General features: G+C 59.3%; 15 protein-coding genes and 1 rRNA gene. 8 read left to right on the plus strand and 8 right to left on the minus strand.

The features are described from left to right. Positions 1-98: 98 nt before the first annotated feature. The 4 genes from ACZ41G_RS07890 (at position 99) to malQ (ending at position 7081) form a co-directional block, all read left to right on the plus strand. Positions 99-1505, plus strand: a complete 1407-nt coding sequence (locus tag ACZ41G_RS07890; RefSeq protein WP_464145203.1) for a carbohydrate ABC transporter permease — start codon at positions 99-101, stop codon at positions 1503-1505. Beyond that, the gene (locus ACZ41G_RS07895; RefSeq protein WP_033507067.1) at positions 1502-2398 is read left to right on the plus strand and encodes a sugar ABC transporter permease; all 897 of its coding nucleotides are present in this window, start codon (positions 1502-1504) and stop codon (positions 2396-2398) included. The genes ACZ41G_RS07890 and ACZ41G_RS07895 overlap by 4 nt, the downstream gene beginning before the upstream one ends. A gap of 158 nt (positions 2399-2556) precedes the next feature. Then, the gene (pulA, locus tag ACZ41G_RS07900) at positions 2557-4530 is read left to right on the plus strand and encodes a type I pullulanase (RefSeq protein ID WP_412171373.1); all 1974 of its coding nucleotides are present in this window, start codon (positions 2557-2559) and stop codon (positions 4528-4530) included. Positions 4531-4867: 337 nt separating this feature from the next. Then, positions 4868-7081, plus strand: coding sequence for a 4-alpha-glucanotransferase (gene malQ, locus ACZ41G_RS07905; RefSeq protein WP_441482382.1), 2214 nt, complete (start codon positions 4868-4870; stop codon positions 7079-7081). A gap of 110 nt (positions 7082-7191) precedes the next feature. Here malQ and ACZ41G_RS07910 read toward each other — a convergent pair whose 3' ends face one another. The 3 genes from ACZ41G_RS07910 to ACZ41G_RS07920 form a co-directional block, all read right to left on the minus strand. Beyond that, positions 7192-7860 carry a DUF624 domain-containing protein gene (locus ACZ41G_RS07910; RefSeq protein ID WP_044098697.1) on the minus strand — a complete coding sequence of 223 codons (669 nt, stop codon included), beginning with the start codon at positions 7858-7860 and terminating at the stop codon, positions 7192-7194. 333 nt (positions 7861-8193) lie between these two features. After that, complete coding sequence (locus tag ACZ41G_RS07915; RefSeq protein WP_015451211.1) at positions 8194-9054, minus strand: carbohydrate ABC transporter permease; 861 nt, start codon at positions 9052-9054, stop codon at positions 8194-8196. Next, a complete protein-coding gene (locus ACZ41G_RS07920) occupies positions 9051-9905 on the minus strand; it encodes a carbohydrate ABC transporter permease (protein ID WP_464145206.1) in 855 nt (284 codons plus the stop codon). Before ACZ41G_RS07920 ends, ACZ41G_RS07915 begins: the two co-directional genes overlap by 4 nt. Positions 9906-10181: 276 nt before the next feature. Here ACZ41G_RS07920 and ACZ41G_RS07925 point away from each other — a divergent pair, with 276 nt between their 5' ends. Beyond that, positions 10182-11255: a LacI family DNA-binding transcriptional regulator gene (locus tag ACZ41G_RS07925; protein ID WP_464145208.1), complete on the plus strand. Its 1074-nt coding sequence runs from the start codon at positions 10182-10184 to the stop codon at positions 11253-11255. 680 nt (positions 11256-11935) lie between these two features. Here the strand turns inward: ACZ41G_RS07925 and ACZ41G_RS07930 are convergent. After that, on the minus strand, positions 11936-13267 hold the full coding sequence (locus ACZ41G_RS07930) for an ABC transporter substrate-binding protein (RefSeq protein ID WP_464145210.1): 1332 nt from the start codon (positions 13265-13267) through the stop codon (positions 11936-11938). Between the two features lie 439 nt (positions 13268-13706). Beyond that, the gene (locus tag ACZ41G_RS07935; protein WP_033507144.1) at positions 13707-14405 is read right to left on the minus strand and encodes a histidine phosphatase family protein; all 699 of its coding nucleotides are present in this window, start codon (positions 14403-14405) and stop codon (positions 13707-13709) included. Positions 14406-14579: 174 nt separating this feature from the next. Between ACZ41G_RS07935 and ACZ41G_RS07940 the strand changes: the two genes are divergently transcribed. Further along, the gene (locus ACZ41G_RS07940; RefSeq protein WP_052401067.1) at positions 14580-15026 is read left to right on the plus strand and encodes a DUF4235 domain-containing protein; all 447 of its coding nucleotides are present in this window, start codon (positions 14580-14582) and stop codon (positions 15024-15026) included. A gap of 256 nt (positions 15027-15282) precedes the next feature. Continuing rightward, entirely contained in the window at positions 15283-16059 is a 777-nt protein-coding gene (locus tag ACZ41G_RS07945) for a nitroreductase family protein (RefSeq protein WP_321046604.1), read from the plus strand. Positions 16060-16183: 124 nt separating this feature from the next. Here ACZ41G_RS07945 and ACZ41G_RS07950 read toward each other — a convergent pair whose 3' ends face one another. Further along, on the minus strand, positions 16184-16435 hold the full coding sequence (locus ACZ41G_RS07950) for a hypothetical protein (protein WP_026650559.1): 252 nt from the start codon (positions 16433-16435) through the stop codon (positions 16184-16186). A gap of 122 nt (positions 16436-16557) precedes the next feature. Then, positions 16558-18096 carry an MFS transporter gene (locus ACZ41G_RS07955; RefSeq protein ID WP_464145213.1) on the minus strand — a complete coding sequence of 513 codons (1539 nt, stop codon included), beginning with the start codon at positions 18094-18096 and terminating at the stop codon, positions 16558-16560. A gap of 441 nt (positions 18097-18537) precedes the next feature. On the opposite strand from ACZ41G_RS07955, the gene ACZ41G_RS07960 reads away from it, so the two are divergent. Continuing rightward, the gene (locus ACZ41G_RS07960) at positions 18538-19395 is read left to right on the plus strand and encodes an aldo/keto reductase (protein ID WP_464145215.1); all 858 of its coding nucleotides are present in this window, start codon (positions 18538-18540) and stop codon (positions 19393-19395) included. A 230-nt stretch (positions 19396-19625) separates the two neighbouring features. Here the strand turns inward: ACZ41G_RS07960 and rrf are convergent. Beyond that, a 5S ribosomal RNA gene (rrf, locus tag ACZ41G_RS07965) occupies positions 19626-19742 on the minus strand. Between the last annotated feature and the right edge of the window lie 126 nt (positions 19743-19868).

Consider the following 19868-nt stretch of genomic DNA (forward strand, 5'->3'; position numbering starts at 1 on the left):
GCGAATAATGTAACAGTGTCTGCAAGACGCCCCGCCCCCGGCTTTGCGGGGCGGGGCGTCTTGCATAGTACCCATCAAACAATCGAAAGGTCGTCCGCATGACAACTGCGACAGCCGCGGCGGGACGCAGAGTGCGCAAGCGTAAGCGCAGCAACTCTGATGGTCTTCAGCCGTCACCATACAGATTCTCCGTGGCGTGGAAGAACGGGGATGTCCTGACACGCCTCTCACTCTTCATCTTCGGCCTCGGCAATCTCGCCCGCAAGCAAATCGTCAAGGGTCTGGCGTTCTTGGCCAGTGAAGTGCTTATCATCTTGTACCTGATCAACAAAGGCGGCACCTATCTGGGCAAGCTCACAACACTGGGCACCGCCAAGCAGACCAAGGTCAAGGTCAACGGCTTCTGGGTCTACCAGGCCGGCGACAACTCGGTCATCATCCTGCTGTACGGCGTCATGAGCGTGTTCGTGCTGCTTCTGCTCATCCTGCTTGCCTCCCTGTCCCTGCGCAGCGCGTACAAGGCACAGGTCGCCATCAAGAACGGCGAGCGTCCGAACACCATCGGCCAGGACCTGCGTTCCCTGTTCGACCAGAACGCGCACGTCGGCCTGATGTTCCTGCCGACCCTAGGCATCGTGGTCTTCACCATCCTGCCGCTGGTGTTCATGATCTCCATGGCATTCACCAGCTACGACCAGAACCACACGGTCCTGTTCTCCTGGGTAGGCCTGAAGAACTTCGGCACCGTGCTCGGCAACAGCGGCGGCGACGTGAACGCCAAGCTGTTCTTCTCGGTGCTCGCATGGACGCTGATCTGGGCGTTCTTCGCCACCTTCCTGAACTTCTTCCTCGGTATGTTCATGGCCATGATCATCGAGCGCAAGACCATCAAGGGCAAGGCCTTCTGGCGCGCATGCTTCTCGATGTCCATCGCAGTGCCGCAGTTCGTGTCCCTGCTGGTTATGCACACCATGCTCCAGCGTGACGGCGCGATCAACCGCTTGCTGGAAAGCTGGGGCTGGATCAGCGGTCCGCTGCCGTGGCTGTCGAACGCCACATGGGCCCGCGTCACGGTTATCGTGATCAACCTGTGGATTGGTATTCCGTACACCATCATGCAGATCACCGGTATTCTCCAGAACGTGCCGACCGAACTGTACGAGGCGGCTGAAATCGATGGCGCCAACTGGTGGCAGCGGTTCTGCAACGTGACCATGCCGTACATCTTCTTCGTGCTCACACCGTACCTGATTACCACCTTCACAGGCAACGTGAACAACTTCAACGTGATCTACCTGCTCACAGGCGGCGAACCGACCCCGGTCGGCGCGTCCGCAGGCAAGACCGATCTGTTGATCACCTGGCTGTACAAGCTGACGGTCGACAAGAACAACTACAACCTGGGTGCGGTCATCGGCATCATGACGTTCATCGTCCTTGCCGTGGTCTCGCTGCTGACCTACCGCAGCTCCGGTTCGTACAAGAATGAGGAGGGCTTCCGGTGAGTAATCCAACTTCTGACACCACAGTCGCCAAGAAGGCCAAGGGCAATTCGTACAAGCGCCGTATCGCCGGCGATGTCGTCGCCTACATCTTCCTGACCGTCATGGCCGTCATCTGGCTCATGCCGATCGTGTGGGTGTTCCTCGAAAGCTTCAACAAGAACACACAGCCGTACCAGAGCACGTTCTTCCCAACGAAGTACACGTTCCACAACTACGTGCAGCTGTTCACGGAGACCGACGTGATGAACTTCCCGCGCATGTTCCTCAACACGCTGGTCATCGCCATCTTCGTGTGCATCATCTCGCTGTTCTTCGTGCTGTCCGTGTCCTTCTGCATGTCCCGTCTGCGCTTCCGCGGACGTAAGACCTTCATGAACATCGCCCTCATTCTGGGCATGTTCCCGTCCATCATGGCCGTCATCGCCATCTACTTCATCCTGAAGGCCTTCGGCCTGACGGAAGGCGGATTCGTGATCATCGCCCTGATTCTCGTCTACTCGGCGGGTTCAGGCGCAGGCTTCTACGTCATGAAGGGCTACATGGACACCATCCCGATGTCGCTTGACGAGGCCGCCTACCTGGACGGCTGCACCAAGTGGCAGGTGTTCACCAAAATCATCATCCCGATCTGCAAGCCCATGATCGTGTACCAGGCGATTATCGGCTTCCTGACCCCGTGGCTCGACTTCGTCATGGCGAAGGCAATCGCCCGTACCCAGGACAACTTCACTGTCGCTCTGGGTCTGTGGCAGATGCTGCAGAAGGAATACATCAATCAGTGGTACGCCCGCTTCGCCGCCGGCGCAGTGTGCGTCTCCATCCCGATTGCGATTCTGTTCATCGTCATGCAGCGCTTCTACCAGGAGTCCATGTCGGGCGCAGTCAAGGGCTGATTCCCGGCAATACCAATCAAGGGGACGGATCCGGGGCATTCAGGCTCCGGGCCGTCCCCTTTCGTATGCGGCCAACAGCCGCGCATCACACACACCATTCAATCTTGACCGGACATACCCCGTTCAGGGGCAGACACCCGGTATCACAAGGGGAACTCATGTCTTTTGCCGAAACATCGTGGCCTGATTACGCAGGCCCGCTCGGGTCTCAGCTGCTTGACCACGGCACGGTCTTCACCGTGTGGTCGCCTTCCGCGGTTGCAGTCACATTGCGATTGTTCAGTACCAGCGATCCAAAGGACGGCCCGTCGGCGACCGTCGCGCTGGAACGTGCCCAGGATGGGGCTTGGCAGTATCGCAGCGCCGAGCGGCTCGCTGGGACCTACTACGACTACATGCTGACCTTCCCGGCATCCGCGGTCAGCAACGTGCCCAGCGACGCCATCATCAACGCCGCCGAAAGCACGGTCACCATCCGCACCGCCGACCCGTGGGCCAAGGCGAGCGGCGTCAACGGCGAACGCAGCATGGTCGTCGATCTCGATTCGACCAATCCCGACGGTTGGCTGTCCGACCGCTCCCCCGACATTCCCGCTTCCCAAACCGTGATTTGGGAGACGCATGTCGGCGATTTCAGCAACGACCCGCACGGCGGATTCCCCAAAGGGCATCGCGGCAAGTTCCTCGCGTTCACCGATGCGCATACGACCTTGGACAACCAGCCCGGCGGATTCCCCACCGGCATCGCGTATCTGAAGCGTCTGGGTGTCACCCACGTGCAAATCATGCCGTTCTACGACTACGGGTCGGTCGATGAGGCGACTGGCAGCCCCTACAACTGGGGGTACGACCCGGTCACTTACGATGTACCGGAAGGCTCGTATAGCACCGACCCGTATGACGGGGCCGTCCGCATCCGCGAGTGCAAGTCGATGATTGCAGCGCTGCACCGGGCGGGCATCCGTGTGATCATGGATGTCGTTTACAACCACATGTACGAGAACGACAACGAATTCGAGCGCATGGCCCCCGGGTATTTCTGCCGTCGTGACGATACCGGCGGATTCGCCAACGGTTCGGGCTGCGGCAACGACATGGCCAGCGAACGGCCGATGTTCAGCCGGTTCATCGTGGATTCGCTTGTATATTGGGCACGTGAGTACCATGTGGACGGATTCCGCTTCGATCTGATGGGCCTGCTGGACACGCAGACCTTGAATCGTGCGCGCAAAGAGCTGGACAAACTGCCGGGCGGCGAATCCATCCTCATGTACGGTGAACCGTGGTCCGCCGACAAGACGAATGCCGAACCGTCGTTCACACTTGCGGACAAACAGGGACGCAGGCTGCTGGACGCGCGAATCGGCTGGTTCTGCGACGAAAGCCGTGACTCCATCAAAGGCAATGTCATGCTCGGACGCAAGCCCGGATACGTCAACGGGCAGCCGTCCGAATTCGCTGAACTGGTCCGTCACGCGCTCAACGGCTGGCGCGGCACCGAGGCTCAAGGCAAGCAGGTCGGGCAAATCATCCAGTATGTGTCGGCGCATGACGATCTGACGCTGTGGGACAAACTCTGCCTGACCATGCGCGACGACCCCGCACACGCCGATTATGACGCGACTGGGGATGTGCAGGATATCCTCGCGGCCAACGCGATCGCCGCCGGGCTTGTGCTCACGTCCGCCGGATTGCCGTTCATGCTCTCCGGCGAGGAGTTCACCCGCACGAAGTACGGTTGCGATAATTCCTTCGACCGCAGCGCTGAGCTCAATTGGCTGGATTGGGGCAGGGCGTCCCGCCTGTCATCGTTGATCGAATGGTACCGGACACTGATTGCGGTGAGAAAAGCCCACCCGGACTTCTATGACGGCCGACGCATCGCTTTGGATTCCCCCGAGGAGGTCATCGCAGCGCAGGTTGGCGACGACCTGGCGGTGTGCGCGAACCCCACCACGAATGGTGTGACAGTCAGGTTGCCGCAGAATACGGCTGATGCCACACGGCATTGGGCGGTCATCGCCGATTCGACGGATGTGGCGGCGGGTGCCGCCGATGGCAAGGCGCAGGTCGCCGGTGGCACCGAGCTTTCCGTACCGGCACGTACCTTTGTGGTGGTCGCGTTGCAGTGACGCGCTTGCGACGGGCGCTCACCGTCCCGGGCGGCAGTCCCTGCGGTGACACCCGTCAGGCCCCACGTCCCGCATGTCGTTTCCATCTGCGACACGCCGGGCGTGGGGTCTTTCTCATTAGGATTGCAAACGATAGTAAGATTCTAAGCCCAAATACGCCGTACCCCAGACCAAACCCCCTCTTTTCATCAACAATCTCAACGCCACCGAGATATTGCAAACGATTTCAATACGCGCTAAAATATCAATATCCAGATTCGGCGGCTGTCCCAATGACGGTCAAAGCCGCCGGCAGGAACCTGTCATCGCATACTCGAGAGGAGCGAAGGAGCGCATTATGTCCGATCAGACGGCATCGTCGCCATCCAGCCAAGACGTCCGGCGGGAAGAAAGCCCGGAACGTCTCGCGCGGCCATTAATCAGGCTTGCCAAAGCAAGCGGAATTTCCACCTCATATATCGACCAGCTCGGCACATACGTTGAAATCAGGGATGAAGTGCTGGTGAGCGTGCTTGCCGCACTCGGTGTCGATGCTTCCAGCGATGACGCCATCGAAGCGTCGCTGGAAACCTTCCACCGTGCCTCCTGCGACCAGCTGGTGCCGCCGACGGTTGTGGTGTTCTCAGGCGCCGCGACCCGCGTGCCGGTCCATGCGGCCACGGCGGCCCCCGAACTGTCGCTCACCCTCGAAAACGGCGAAGCCTATGACGGCGATCTCAACGCCCTGCTGATCAAGGACGCCGACGCGGATCCGGCGATTCCCCACGCCTACACGCTGACCATGCCAGGCAACCTGCCGGCCGGCTACCACACCCTCCATGTAGCCGATGGCAACCGGTCCGCCGACGCCACGGTCCTGTGCGCCCCGGCGCGGATTCCCGTTCCCGAGCCGGTCGCGCAGCACCACCGTTGGGGTTGGATGACCCAGATGTACTCCGTGCGTTCCAAGGAATCATGGGGTGTCGGCGACTACGGTGACCTGCGCGAACTGCTGCACGACGCTGGCAAGCAGGGCGCCGATTTCATGCTAATCAACCCAATTCACGCGGGCACCCCGATCCCGCCGATCGAACCTTCACCGTATCTGCCGGAATCACGCCGATTCCTCAATGTCACGTACATCCGCCCGCAGCAAATCGAAGAATACGCCGAGCTCGACCCCGACGCTCGCGCACAGGTCGACGCCCTGCACGACAGCGTCAAGGCGGCCAACGACAACCCGGATCCGTTGGATCTCAACGCTTCCTGGACCGCCAAGCGCAAGGCGCTGTGGGTGATTTACCAGCACGGCCGTTCTGCGGAACGCCAGGCCGCGTTCGACGCCTTCGTCAAGGCCGCCGGCCCGGACCTCGATGCGTTCGCCGCATGGTGTGTGGCGTTCGAAGTGTGGGGCGCGCCTTGGGAAGAGGACAAGAACCCCTGGTTCTCGACACTGAATCGCGATTCGCCCGAAGTCGCCGAACTGGTTCGCGAGCATCAGGATCTGTTCGATTTCCAGCGTTGGCTGCAATGGATTGCTGACGAACAGGTTGCTCAGGCACAGGCCGCCGCGAAGGATGCCGGCATGGCGCTCGGTCTCATGCAGGATATGGCGGTCGGCGTGCACGCGTACGGCGTGGACGTGTGGTGGAATCCAGAACGATTCGCGGTCGGCAGCGTCACTGTCGGCTGCCCGCCGGACTTCTACAATCAGCAAGGCCAGGATTGGGGCCAGCCGCCGTTCAACCCGCGATATCTGGAGCGCACCGGTTATCGTGTCTACCGCGAGATGGTGCATAATGTGTTCGCCCATGCGGGTGCGGTGCGTATCGACCATGTGCTCGGCCTGTTCCGCCTGTGGTGGATTCCAAAGGGTGAAGGTGCCAAGGGCGGAGCGTATGTCACGTACAATTACCGCGCAATGCTCGCCGTACTGTCGATTGAGGCGAGCCGAGCAGGCGGTATGGTCATCGGAGAGGATCTCGGAACGGTTCCCGCCTACGTGTCCCAAGTGCTTGCCGACCATGGCGTGCTCGGCACGGTGGTGGAATGGTTCGCCCGTGTCAACAACTCCCCGACCGCCGGCGACCCGTACGCCGACCCGTCCACGTACCGCAAGTACGCGCTGGCTTCCGTCACTACGCACGATTTGCCGCCAACTGCCGGATATCTCGAGTTCGAGCATGTCAAGCTACGCGAAGAGTTGCACCTGCTGAGCGAACCCGTGGAGGAGTTCCAAAAGGCAGCAAGCGCCGAACGCGATGCGATGCTCAAGCTGCTGGTCGACGGTGGCTGGCTGGATGCCGACGCAGCACAGGATGTTCCCGCCCACGAGCAGGAAATCGTCGAGGCGATGCACCGAATGCTGCTCAACGCTCCGTCTCTGCTGCTACAAGCAGCGTTGGTTGATGGCACCGGCGAACACCACACCCAGAATCAGCCGGGTACCAGCACGGAATACTGCAACTGGCGCGTGCCACTGCATGATGCCGATGGCAATCTGGTCCATACGGATGAGGTGTTCAAGAATCCACGCGTGCTGTCGCTGGCTGCCGTGATGCGCGGCGAGTGAGCCGGCTGTGCCGGGCTGGCAACGATGATGGCCGCCCGCTTCCCAATCGGAAGCGGGCGGCCATCATCATGCCGTATCATACATGGCGTGCGCCGTACCGACTGCTGTCTTTACGCCTCTTGTATGGCTTTCGTGCCGCCGTTGAGCCAATCCGCATCATCATGGCTGCCGCTTTCCACGGTCTTCGTGTAGGGGGTGAATACGCGTTCCAGCAACGGGATGTGCAGCATCACGCACGTGCCGTACCCCATGAGCAACAACAGGAACAATCCCTGCGGCATGTACCGCCAGCAAACCGCGATTAGCGCGATATACACCGCGTCGATGGCCACCATGCCCACCGTGACGCCGATGTGCGAGACACCGAAGATGTACGCGTTGGCGAGGGTGCGCCCGAAACCGTTCTCGAAGCGCGCCTGCAACGCCCATACCCATTCGAATCCGATGACCCATAGGATCGTGAACGCGAATTTGGGGATAAGCAGCGGCGTGATCTGCAGGAAGATCCAGGATGCCACGAGCCCAGCCCCGATCGGCCCGAATATCAGCCATGCCAATGTGGATTTGGGGAAATTGTTTTTGAACGCCCTGAAGTAATTCACTGTCACATGGCCTTCGCCGAGTATGGACCGGCGGGCGGCATCGTGCCCCGCGGCAAGCGCCGCGCCCATCGTGACGACGGGGATGGAGGTCACCAGCATCAGGATGTTGATCCAGATGGCGTCGATGAGGTTGCTCAGCCCGCGCATGAACGGGGAATCCGGGGAAAGGAAATGCATGGGAGACTCCTTGGGGGTGGCAGGGTTCCTATTCATCCTAGCAACCGCCACCAGCAATCGTTGTCATGTGATGCGCCGGTTGGCGCAAGGCTGATACCATCGCTTGAGGGATTCTCAGCCCAGCCTTGTGAGGGTTCCCGTCCCACCTGCTACCCACACCTTTCACAAACTGTCTACGTTAACGCCCGCCTCAGCGTCACCGGTTTGCGAGAAGCACCCGGCCGGTGTGTGGAACCGATCCTCACACACCGGCACCTATACACCGTGAAAGCGATGAAGGCGGGCCAGTCGAAACCGGTCCGCCTTCATTGTTAGGAGTTCAGAGGAAGAATTTCAGCCCTTGACTGCGCCAGCAATCACACCCTTCACGATGTACTTCTGGCAAATCAAGTAGAAGATGATGATCGGCAGGATGGCCAACACCAGGCAGCCCATCATCGCGCCCATATCGACTGAACCATAGCCGCCCTTGAGGTACTGCACGGCGATCGACATGGTCTTGTACTTGTTGAGGTCGAGGGTCAGGTACGGAAGCAGGTAGTCGTTCCAGATCCACATGGTCTCAAGGATGGCCACGGAGATGATGGACGGCCGCATGATCGGCACCACGATATTGAAGAAGATGCGCGGCACGGATGCACCGTCGAGCATTGCAGACTCCTCAAGCTCCTGCGGGATGCCCTTGACCACGCCGGTGAAGATGAACACCGCCAGACCTGCGCCGAAGCCCAGGTAGACAATCCACAGACCCCACGGGGTGTTGAGGCTTAGCATATCGGCGAGCTTCGAGAGGGTGAACATCACCATCTGGAACGGCACGATCATGTTGAACAGGAACAGCGTGTACAGCAGACGCGCAGCCCAATTGTCCACACGGACAATCCACCATGCGCACATGGAGCAGCACAGCAGAATCAGCGCGACGGCGCCGACCGTGATGAACACGGTCCAGCCGAAGCTGCCGATGAGGTTCGTGCGCTCGATGCCGGTGGTGTAGTTCTCCCATCCCGCGAAGGATTCCTTGTTGGGCAGGGAGAACGCGTTCTTGGAGATGTACACCTTCTTCTTGAAGGAGTTGATGAACACCAGGACGATCGGGTAGATCCACACCAAGCTGAGGATGGTGAAGAAAATCGTCCAAGCCCATGGATGATGGACGCGCTCCGAGGCGTCGATTTCCTTTTCGTCGTTCATGCCTCAACCTCCTTGCTGGAAGTCAGACGGTTCTGGATCAAGGCCACAACCGCCACGATGATGAAGAACACCACAGCCTTCGCCTGGCCGACGCCTTCGAAGCCGATGCGGCCGTAGAAGGTGCGGTAGATGTTGAGCGCCACGAGTTCAGAGGTGTTGGACGGGGCGCCGTTGGTGAGCGCGAGGTTCTGATCGTACATCTTGAAGCCGTTGGTGATGGTCAGGAAGGTGCACACGGTGATGCTCGGCATCATGAGCGGGATGATGACGTGGAACAGACGCTGGCGCCCATTAGCACCGTCAACCTCGGCCGCCTCGATGACGTCGGTAGGCAGGGACTGCAAACCGGCGACGTAGATGATCATCATGTAGCCGATTTGCTGCCAGCACAGGAGCATGACCATACCCCAGAAGCCGTATGTCGACGAGTATGTGATGGACCTTGCCCAGTGAGCGAGCACGCCGTTGAGCAGCAGCAACCACACATAGCCCAGGATGATGCCGCCGATCAGATTCGGCATGAAGAACACGGACCTGAAGACGTTGGTGCCCTTGAAGGCCTTGGTGAGCATGTACGCGATGGCGAACGCCACGACGTTGATGATGATGGTGGTCACGATGGTGAATGCCGTCGTGTACCCCATTGCATGCCAGAATTCCTTGTCCTGAAGCGCCACGCGGTAATTACGCAGACCCACGACATGGGCATCGGTGACCGTCGTGAATTTGCAGAAGCTCAAGTAGACGCCCAAGATGAACGGCACAAGGAAGCCGATGATGAACGCCGCGAAGGTTGGCAACGCGAACAGCGCCCACCAGCGGCGAATGGACTTGCCGGCCATGGTGATCATCTTGCTCTCTCCTCTCTATCTCTCTCGCCGTCACCTCGTAGTGACAACGCTTGCAAAACTAATCTATCCGACTCAACGGCGGGCTACCTCGACCCGCTGGTTGAACCAACAGCTCATATGGTACGCGGTTTCATCCAAAAATACAAACGTTTTCATTTCGGCGTGGCGGTTTTTTCTTAACCGTTTAAGATACTGATTTCCGGGAGATTCTTCATACCTTGCTCATTTTGCTGCTATACTGGAGCATACAATTTTTGGGGAAAGCATTGCAACCGAATGCAATCAAGACGCCATGGCGATACCGTCGCGGCGTCGGCATCCCGCACCACGAAGGAGCCTATCACGACCGCCACAATCCAAGATGTCGCCAACCGCGCGAAAGTCTCCATTTCCACGGTTTCGCGCTCATTCACACGACCAGATCTCGTATCTCCCAAAACGCGGGCAAAAGTGCTTGCCGTGGCGGACGAGCTGAACTTCTCCATCTCCCGTTCCGCCGCAGCGCTGAAAACCGGACAGTCCCTGCGCATCGCACTGCTGGTGAGCGACCATATCAGCAACTGGTTCTCAGCCTCGGTCATCGAGGGGCTGAACGCGGAATTCTCCGCTGCCGGCTACGACCTGTCCATCATCCAGATTGACAGCCGCCAGCAGCGCAGGGAGTTCTTCGACACCCTACCGGTGCGTCGCAATGCCGACGCCGTGGTCATCGCCTCGTTCGACATCGACGAGGAGGAAATCAATCGCCTGAGCAGCGTCGACGTGCCGATTGTCGGCGTGAATTCCGTCCTGCAAAACAGCTTCTCGGCAACCGTGAACATCGACGACCATCAAGGGTCCATCCTCGCCGCCCGGCATCTCATCCAGCTCGGGCACAGGCGCATCCTGTACGTGCGGACCAACCCCGCGCAATCACTGCATTTCAGCGTGCAGGAGCGTATCGAATCATTCCTGGGCTACTGCCGCAGCCAAGGCATCGAACCGACCGTCGTCACCGCAGAGGAGGGGACGTACCGCATCGACAACCTCATCACCCAGATCCTCAGCCTGCCCGACATGCCTACGGCTATCGCCTGCCAAGAAGACGGCATCGCCATACCGCTGATCTTCCAGCTGGAGCGTAACGGGTTCTCCGTGCCTTCAGACATCTCGGTCATCGGTTACGACGACAGCATCTATGCGCATGATGTCGGGCTCACCACCATCCGCCAGCTGCCTATCGACATGGCGCGCTCGGCTGCCCGCAAGACCCTGGATCTAATCGAGGGGCATACGCCGTCGAAGCGCAACGAGGTATTCCCTGCCCATCTGGTCGTTCGCTCCTCAACCGCGCGCGTGGAAGACCGCTGAACCCAGACGTGAGCGCACCGCCGGCCGTCCGTGCCACACAGATACGGGCTTTCCGCCATAACAGCCCGTATCTGTGTGGATTCCCATGGTTGGCGCGGGAGATCTCTTGCGAATCGGCCGTCAGCCGGTGAACTCCCCGGATTTCGCGGGAGTTTACGGCGATTGGACGAATCCAGCGGCATTCTCCCGGATCCGGCTTCGGGAGCGTTTTCAGGAACCGCGGGATTCCAGCGTTTCCATTGGGAAATCAGTCTCCATGGCGTTGGATTCCCATAAACTCCCACGCCGAATATGGGAAAACAAGCGCAAACCGGAAAATCCGTTGGTTCTCCCGGGAGAACATCGTCATGCAGGCTCATCCGCCACAAACTCCCGGCACGGCCGGCTTCTGGTACGGCTTCAGCCAGCTGCGCATTGCCACGGCATACCGGGCGCGGAACCCCAAGACCAGCCATTCCGTTTCCCGCACGCCACGCCGCCGGCCACGCATGCCGGCCGGATCACCCCAGTCCGGGAATGCCCCGGCTATCGCGGCTGACTACGTACACCAACAGAATGACCCCTACCGTGGATCCACGGTAGGGGTCATTCCAACCATCAAACAAAGAAGAAAGGAGAAAAACATGGAGGGCCGGCCGCAAAACAACCGGCCCTCATGTCAGCGAGATTCCATAAGCGGCTCAGCCTTCATGGGCGGCGGAGTATTCCTTGGCCCAGCCATCGACGAAGGCGGTCTTGACGGCATCCCACTTACCGGTGCCCTGAGCGTACTCGAGGAGCGCGTTGCCGAGATCGTTCTTCCACTGCTCGGAAGGCATGAAGGCGAAGTCCCAAGCGACCTGAGTCTTGCCGGACTTCTGATCGTCAACAGCGGCCTGGGTCAGCGGGTTGGTGATCTTCACGCTGTCGAAGGACTTGAACGGAGTGGTCAGGCCCATCTTGTCGCTGATGGAGGAGATGCCGGCCTTCGAGGTGATGACCCACTTGAGGAAGGCAGCGGTGGCCTTCTGGTCAGCCTCGGAAGCCTTGGAGTTGATGCACCAATAGTTCTCGGAACCGGTGACCAGACCCTCGTTCTTGTCGTCAACACCGAAGTAGATCGGCAGCATGCTGACGTCGTCGGCCTTCATGCCGGCCTTCTGCAGGTCGGACCAAGCCCAGGTGCCGTTCTGGTAGAAGGCGGCCTCGCCGAGCGCGAACTCGGAGTTCGCGTCATCACCGGTCTTGGAGCTCAACTGCGTCGGATCGGTAGTGGAGTCCTTGAGATACATATCGAACACGTTCTTGTACTCCGGCAGATAGGTGCCCTTGACCTTGGCCGGCTCGGTGGTCACCTTGTCCTTCTCGAACTCGTAGTAGAGCGGAAGGTTGGCCAGATGGGTCTTGAAGCGCCAGTCGGAGCTGGAATCGAAGCCTGCGGAGGTGAAGGCGCCCTTGATGCCCAGCTCGCTCTTGCGGGCCTGCATATCATCGGCAACGGCCTTCAGCGTATCGAAGGAGTTGATGTCGTCAATGGACTTCGCCTTCGCGCCGTCAAGAGCGAAGTACTTGTTCAGGATGCTCTTGTTGTAGATGAGGCCATAGGTCTCCATGGCGTACGGCACGCCGACGACCTTGTTGCCGTCCTTGAGGGCGACCTTCTTGTTCACGAGCTGCTTGTACGGCTCGGTGTTGGACATGTCGGCGGTGTAATCCTTCCAGTTGGCATAGCCGACAGGGCCGTTGACCTGGAACAGGGTCGGGGCGTTGCTCTTCGCCATCTCGCTCTTGAGCTGCTGCTCATAGGTGCCGGATGCCGCGGTGGACACGGTGACCTCGACGCCGGTCTCCTTGGTGTATTCCTTGGCGAGGGCCTTCCACTGATCCGCCGCTTCCGGCTTGAAGTTCAGGTAGTAGACCTTGCCCTTGCCGTTGTCACTGCTGCTGGAGCTGCCGCAACCTGCGAAGGCGCCAACCGACATAGCCGCCACTGCTGCGATAGCGATCGCTGACTTGACTGTACGATTCATCATCGAACCTTTCTCTTCCGCTGTCGTTCCGATGTTGCTCGGAAGTCGGCACTTACGTCGTGCCGTCCTATTTTCGACGTTTCCTATTATGCACGTTCCCCCGGATTTTTGCAAACGATGGCAGAAAAAGTTGTCGGTGTGTCGTGATTTTCAGCGGGCAGAGCAAACATAAATGGCTTGTTCCAAGGGATTTGCAGAGTTGCACAACATGCAACCGTTTGCTGACACGGCGTTTCTTCTTTCCCCTGCCTGAGCCGCAATCAATGACGGGTATCAGGCATCATGATGCAGGTTCAACCACCGGGCTGAGCGTCACGCGACCCCGGCAAATCCAAGCAAACAGGCCGAACATTCCCACGACTTCGGCAAACCAGCAGCCCCTGTGCCCCTAACTGTCCCAGAAACCTGAACGGACGAAGCAGCGTCTACCGCCCGGGCAGAGTTAGCAGTTCCAGTGCACAATCACATGGTCGCCATGATACTGCCCCAACACGCAGTAATGCGCCGTGTCAAGCCGCAGCAACCTGCCGTCGTGCGGATCCACACCCAACCATTGCGTGGTCAAAATGCGCAGAATATGCGCGTGGGCGACAAGCAATACATCATGCCCGTCATCCAACGCAGCCGACACCTGCCGAATGACACCGCGCGTACGCTCCGCCGCCTCCGCCAGGGTCTCGCCCTCACCGTTGTGCACGGGCACCTGCTCGCCCCCAGGCAATGTGGCGGTCCAGTCGCCGGCGAGTTCCATGCTGACCCGGCTCGGGCCGTCCCGCCACACATCCCATGCGAAACCACTCGCCTCACTGATTTGTTGCCGGGTATGGCCCTCCGCCCTGCCGTAATCCCACTCGGCAAGTCCGTCAAGCACTGTGGCCTGCGGATACCCGGCGAGCGCCGCGGTCTGCCGTGCCCTGCGCAACGGGCTGACGAATACGTGGTCCGGTGCGAATCCTTGCGGGAACACCTGCAACAGCCGCGCACCGGCCTGCCGCGCCTGATCCTGCCCTGTTGGTGTCAGGGGGATATCGGTGCGTCCGGTGTGCTGCCCCGACACGCTCCACACAGTCTGCCCGTGGCGGAGCAGAACGAGATGACCTTGTTTCGTGGCGTCGTCGCCAGGGAGATGAATTGCAGTCATAGGGGCATTGTACCGCTCAAACGGCCGGATGTCAGGGAAATACCGGAAAACATAAATCGGCATGGCTTTCGGCATGGGACGCGATGCGCAGACCCATGTCCAAGGCCTTTTGCAATGGCTATATTCCCCGCGTCATTGCCACATTTGACGATGGGGATGGCATATCATGAACGTATGAGCACAGGCAACAAATCAACCGGACGAGACACGGCCAAGGCAGTTCCGACGTCGGGCAGCACAGACCACGCGGACCACGCTGTCAACGCGTTCCATACCGTCAGCGCAGGCGGCGTCAATGTGGATGCCGTCATCGCGCGTCTGCAAACGGTGGACAGTGCGATCGCCGCGTTGAAAGACCGGCGTGAACGCGACCCCGAAACGCTCGGCGACAAAATCCTGCTGTTCGCACTGCCTACCGTTGCCGGTATCGTGGTCGGGCGCATCATGCAATCAGTATGGACAGGCATCGAGCGTCGAAGCATCGCCGGTGGGAACACGAAAGCCACAACAAGCCTGTTCGCGAGCTTGTCACGTACCGCGATATCCGCAGCGGTCGCGGCAATAACCAACCAATTGTCCAGCATGGCGGCGCAGTCCATTGTCGCTCGCCATCATCGCTGACGTACAGAAGGTTGGGGCGCGGCGCGTTCGCCAGCACCGCGCAATCAACGTGCAGGTCAGCATGCGTTCAGCGCCGCTATACCTACGCCAGCACATGATTAACGCCACGGCGTAAATCGGCTGCGTTGCAATCATCAGACAGCGCACGCTGCCACACCAGCGCCACGACACCTCATTTCCGCAGTTCCTCGCAGATATCTTCACGGAGAGCAAAAGTCACCGGGCAGCCGTGACCTGAGCCTGAGACAATAGCTGTATGAGTACGACTATTTCTTCAAAGCCAGCCGTCGACGCCCTGCTCGAGCGTCGCTCAATCCGTAAATTCAAGCCGGAGGCGATTGACCCCGACACCGTGGACGCGTTGGAATCCGCAGCCCAGCATGCCGCGTCAAGCCAGTTCCTCAACGATTGGTCGGTTATCCGCGTAACCGACCCCGAGCTGAAGAGCAAGCTTGCGCGTATCGGGCATCAGGAGTACATCGCCACCGCCCCGCTGCTGTACGTGTTCATCCTTGACGAGCACCGCAACGCGATGATTGCGCAGGCCAAAGGCGTGGACGTCTCCTCCGAGCGCTTTGCCCTGCGGTACGGCTATCGGTTCTCGCAGGCCCAGAACGACGCCGTTCTCGCCTTGCACGCCATGGAAACCGCCGCAAACTCGATGGGGCTGGGGTGTGTGATCCTAGGTTCGATCCTCAACGACATCCCCGAGCTGATCGCCGCGCTGAAGCTGCCGGAATACACGTTCCCGGTGCTTGGACTGGCCATCGGCAAGCCTGATCAGGAACCTGCGTCCAAACCTCGTATGCCCCGTTCCATGCAGTTCTTCGACAACGCGTACCCTACGGACGACACGCCGATCAAGGGCCTCAAGGCATTCGACGAGGAAGTCCATCAGTACTACGACTTGCGCAATACTTCGCGGCCCGTGGATGCGTTCAGCGACCAAATCGCCAGCATCGCCGAGGACGAATCGGCGCTTGATCGCGGGCTGTGCGACGCGCAAGCACAAGGATTCGACCTCTCGCGCTGAACCCTTGCACTGGGCCGTCCTGCTGAGTCGTCCCGCCCGTTCATCGCATACAACGATTGAAGGCCGTAGACATCGGTTCCCTGATGTCTACGGCCTTCATAGTATGCACGGTCAGCACGGCGAATCATCGTCTGCGAGGTTTATACCCGCGTTTGCGCGAGTGGGGCTTATGCGGCCCGTCCATATGGGGAACCGCGTCACGCAACGATGGGTCATGATGCGTCAAATGCCAACTGCCACAATACTCACACCGATACACCCACAGCTCGGCGCCACGTTCGCGCCAGCTCTGATCGGCCGCGCGCAACGCCTGCGCTTTATCGTGGTACATGATCTTGTTCGATTCGGTGCACCGTTTTGGAGTGAAGTAATGCATAATACACCCGAGTGTACGTCGTTTCGCTGAAGAAAAACACAAGGACACAACGCACGGGAACGTACAGGGGTGCAGACAATGCCGGGCGGCCGGGGGCAATAATCCACCGGCCGCCCGGGGCGTCAGCTGAGAGCGCCCTCGCGTTTCATATACCTGAACGCATGAACCATGCACAGGCACGCGCAGATTACGACAATCGTGAGGAAGATGTAGCCGTTGTGGGCTCCGACAACAGTCGCCGCCCGGTATGTGGCGGTTCCCGGCTCGCCATGCCCCGCCTGGGCGGAAGCGAGGAAGACGGACAGAATCGTCGTACTCACCGCGCCTGCAAGCTGCTGGAAGGTACTGAACAGGGCGTTGCCATCGGCTTTCAACTGGGCGTCCACCTGGTTGAGGCCGCTGGTCATGGTATTGGCGAATGCCATGGAGAAGCCGACCATGAACACGAAGTAGAAGATACCCAACTCCACTGCCGTGGATGACCCGTTGACGAACACAGAGAACAGCAGCACACCGATCAACGTGACGGTAAGGGCAGCGGAAATCGGTTTGGCTGGCCCCTGGCGGTCAAGCAACGAACCGGACACCGGGGCAAGCATAGCGCCGAACAACGCACCCGGAAGCACGAGAACACCCGAAACCAAGGCAGAAATGCCATGCCCGAGCTGCGCAGAGTTCGGAATGACGAAACTGAAACCGATCATGGAAATCTGCAGCAGCACATAAGCAAGCAGATGCCAGCGGAAAGGTACGCTGCGCAACACACCGAGCCTGACCAGCGGAGAGAACGAACGGCGTGACAGTTGGGCGAATGCCACGAGCGCCACCACACTGACGATCAGCAACACCACGGCCAACACCGCGGTCTTCCCGGCGCCCGAAGCTCCTTGGCTGAATGCGGTGATCGCGGAGCCGCCCCCGTCAATCGCAAATACGAACGCCACGAAGCCCACCGCCATGAGCAACACGTGCAACGGGTTGAGATGCGCGTCAACCGTAGGCGACCCCTGCTGGATATTGGCGAGGCCCAATCCAAGGGTGATGAGCAGGAACGGCAGAAGAATCACGAAAATCCACCGCCAAGGCATGTATGTGCCGACCAATCCGCCGACCGTCGGACCGAGCGCCGGTGCCGTCGCCACGACCAAGCTGCCGACACCCATCAGCTGACCGATACGCGATTTTGGCGCCTGATCAAGAATGATATTGAACATCAACGGCAGGGCGATACCCGTACCACCGCCTTGGAGAATGCGGGCGATCATCAGCATCGGGAAATTCAGCGTACATGCGCCGACAATGCACCCGACAATGCATAGCACGATGGCAATCAGGAAGATCCGCTTCACAGGAAGCTTGCGCTTGAGATATGACGACAACGGCACCACAAGCGAAACCACCAGCAAATACCCGGTGGTCAGCCATTGGACCGTGGACGTGCTGATATGGAACTCCCCCATCAGAATCGGGAACAGCACATTCATCAAGGTTTCAGTGAGAATGCCGATGAACGCCATGATTCCTGTCGCCAAAATCGAAAGAATCAAGGTCCGCGGAATCGGTTCTGGTTGTGTGATATGGGTATTCTCGGCAGACATGATCGGGGCGGCATCGTGGGATTGCTGCTCTGCGGCATCACGGTTTTGCTGTTGTTCAGTCATGCATAGTAAGGCTGTCCCCAGCTTTCCTTTCTTGGTCTGGACAGCACAACCGCCAGGCGAGTTTGAACAGATCGTGCGTTCGCGCGACAAGAACATGACGGACAAGCCGTCTGCACTTTCCGTTGACATGCACGCTGCGTTACCGTCATATGGACGGCCTTGGGAAGGATCCTCATTTACCAGTATAGCGAGGGGCCAACGAGGAAGCATGGATGTTCTGGGGCGGCGACTACCCGTCTGCCGGTGAGATTGTTATTCGCCTCCAGCGGAAACGCGGCAACCTCACCGTTCCCACAGACAAGCGTGCTTGACTGGAACCGGCAGATACGCGCGGCATGCCGTGCGTGCCATCGTGCCACGTATCAACAACCGGGGCCTTGCCGGCAAGACCCGCGCGACGATAACCATCAAGACATCAGTTGTCACTCATCAGGAGGCATCATGCGAGTCACGTCATGCACCGACACATTTACCCTATCGAACGGGACGGCAATCCCATGCATCGGTTACGGGACGTTCGAAACACCGGCCGACGAAGCACGTACAGCAGTGCGCGAAGCCTTGGAAACCGGGTACCGGCACATCGACACTGCGGCGGTGTACGGCAATCAGGAGGCAGTTGGCGCGGGAATCCGTGATAGCGGAATACCTCGCGACCAGCTGTTTGTGACCAGCAAACTGTGGAACACCGAGCGTGGCTACGAGAACACCCCGAAAGCGTGCGAACAGACGCTCAACGAACTTGGGGTTGATTACCTGGATCTGTATCTCATACATTGGCCGGCGAATCGCAAGCAGTTCGGGGATCGGGCACAGGAGCTCAATGCGGAGACCTGGAGGGCTTTCGAAGAGCTGTATAAGAGTGGACGCGTGAAAGCAATCGGATTGTCGAATTTCCTGCCCCATCATATTGCATCATTGATCCAGTCGGCTGCCATCACGCCGATGGTCGACCAGCTGGAAGTGCATCCGGGTTGGCCTCAAACAACTGCTGTGAAGTACTGCCAGGATCACGGTATTCAAGTTGAGGCGTGGGGACCATTCGGTCACAAGGATGTGCTTACGAACCAGACGCTTGTGTCAATCGGCGAAAAGTATGGGAAAAGCAGTGCTCAGGTTTGCGTACGCTGGGCATTGCAGCATGATGTGTTGCCGCTTCCGAAGTCAGTGCATATGAATCGGATGCGGTCAAATATAGACGTGTTCGATTTCGAATTGACGGATGAAGACATGCAGGTTATTGATGAACTGCGCGGCATCGGCGGCGCATGCAGTGATCCTGATGCTGTGGACTTCTGATTGCCGGGCTGGTGATTACCGTCAGCTGCTGTATCCCGCGCGCTGGAGGCAGTATCGACTTCTCCCGAACTGGTTGTGTTGGTGGGTTGTCTGGGGTGGTGGGTTTGTGTGGTGTGGGCCTGTCGTGTGTTCGGGTGTGGGATTCGCCACGTGTCCACGTGTCGTGTTTGTCCGGGGTATGTGGAAAAGGGAGGGGCACGCTGGTGGTGTCCCCTCCCTGTGAGGTTTGGGTGCGGCGGCGTGCTACTCTCCCACACCCTTCCGGGTGCAGTACCATCGCCGTGCCAGGTCTTAGCTTCCGGGTTCGGAATGGGTCCGGGCGTCTCCCCTGGGCCATGGCCGCCGCAAATCTTGTGTTATACATCCCACGGGATCGTGTCTCCACGTGTTCCCTTGGGGGATCGTGGTGGGTTGGGGACCGGATAGTGGACGCGACTGAAGGAATGATCCATGTGACGTGCAGGGTGTCTCCC

Source organism: Bifidobacterium porcinum, from assembly GCF_055378475.1.

Excerpts from the sequence above, each read along its gene's own strand:
- ACZ41G_RS07890 (WP_464145203.1), top strand. The coding sequence starts at position 99 with ATGACAACTGCGACAGCCGCGGCGGGACGCAGAGTGCGCAAGCGTAAG.
- pulA (WP_412171373.1), top strand. The coding sequence starts at position 2,557 with ATGTCTTTTGCCGAAACATCGTGGCCTGATTACGCAGGCCCGCTCGGG.
- malQ (WP_441482382.1), top strand. The coding sequence starts at position 4,868 with ATGTCCGATCAGACGGCATCGTCGCCATCCAGCCAAGACGTCCGGCGG.
- ACZ41G_RS07910 (WP_044098697.1), bottom strand. The coding sequence starts at position 7,860 with ATGCATTTCCTTTCCCCGGATTCCCCGTTCATGCGCGGGCTGAGCAAC.
- ACZ41G_RS07915 (WP_015451211.1), bottom strand. The coding sequence starts at position 9,054 with ATGAACGACGAAAAGGAAATCGACGCCTCGGAGCGCGTCCATCATCCA.
- ACZ41G_RS07920 (WP_464145206.1), bottom strand. The coding sequence starts at position 9,905 with ATGATCACCATGGCCGGCAAGTCCATTCGCCGCTGGTGGGCGCTGTTC.
- ACZ41G_RS07925 (WP_464145208.1), top strand. The coding sequence starts at position 10,182 with ATGCAATCAAGACGCCATGGCGATACCGTCGCGGCGTCGGCATCCCGC.
- ACZ41G_RS07930 (WP_464145210.1), bottom strand. The coding sequence starts at position 13,267 with ATGATGAATCGTACAGTCAAGTCAGCGATCGCTATCGCAGCAGTGGCG.
- ACZ41G_RS07935 (WP_033507144.1), bottom strand. The coding sequence starts at position 14,405 with ATGACTGCAATTCATCTCCCTGGCGACGACGCCACGAAACAAGGTCAT.
- ACZ41G_RS07940 (WP_052401067.1), top strand. The coding sequence starts at position 14,580 with ATGAGCACAGGCAACAAATCAACCGGACGAGACACGGCCAAGGCAGTT.
- ACZ41G_RS07945 (WP_321046604.1), top strand. The coding sequence starts at position 15,283 with ATGAGTACGACTATTTCTTCAAAGCCAGCCGTCGACGCCCTGCTCGAG.
- ACZ41G_RS07950 (WP_026650559.1), bottom strand. The coding sequence starts at position 16,435 with ATGCATTACTTCACTCCAAAACGGTGCACCGAATCGAACAAGATCATG.
- ACZ41G_RS07955 (WP_464145213.1), bottom strand. The coding sequence starts at position 18,096 with ATGACTGAACAACAGCAAAACCGTGATGCCGCAGAGCAGCAATCCCAC.
- ACZ41G_RS07960 (WP_464145215.1), top strand. The coding sequence starts at position 18,538 with ATGCGAGTCACGTCATGCACCGACACATTTACCCTATCGAACGGGACG.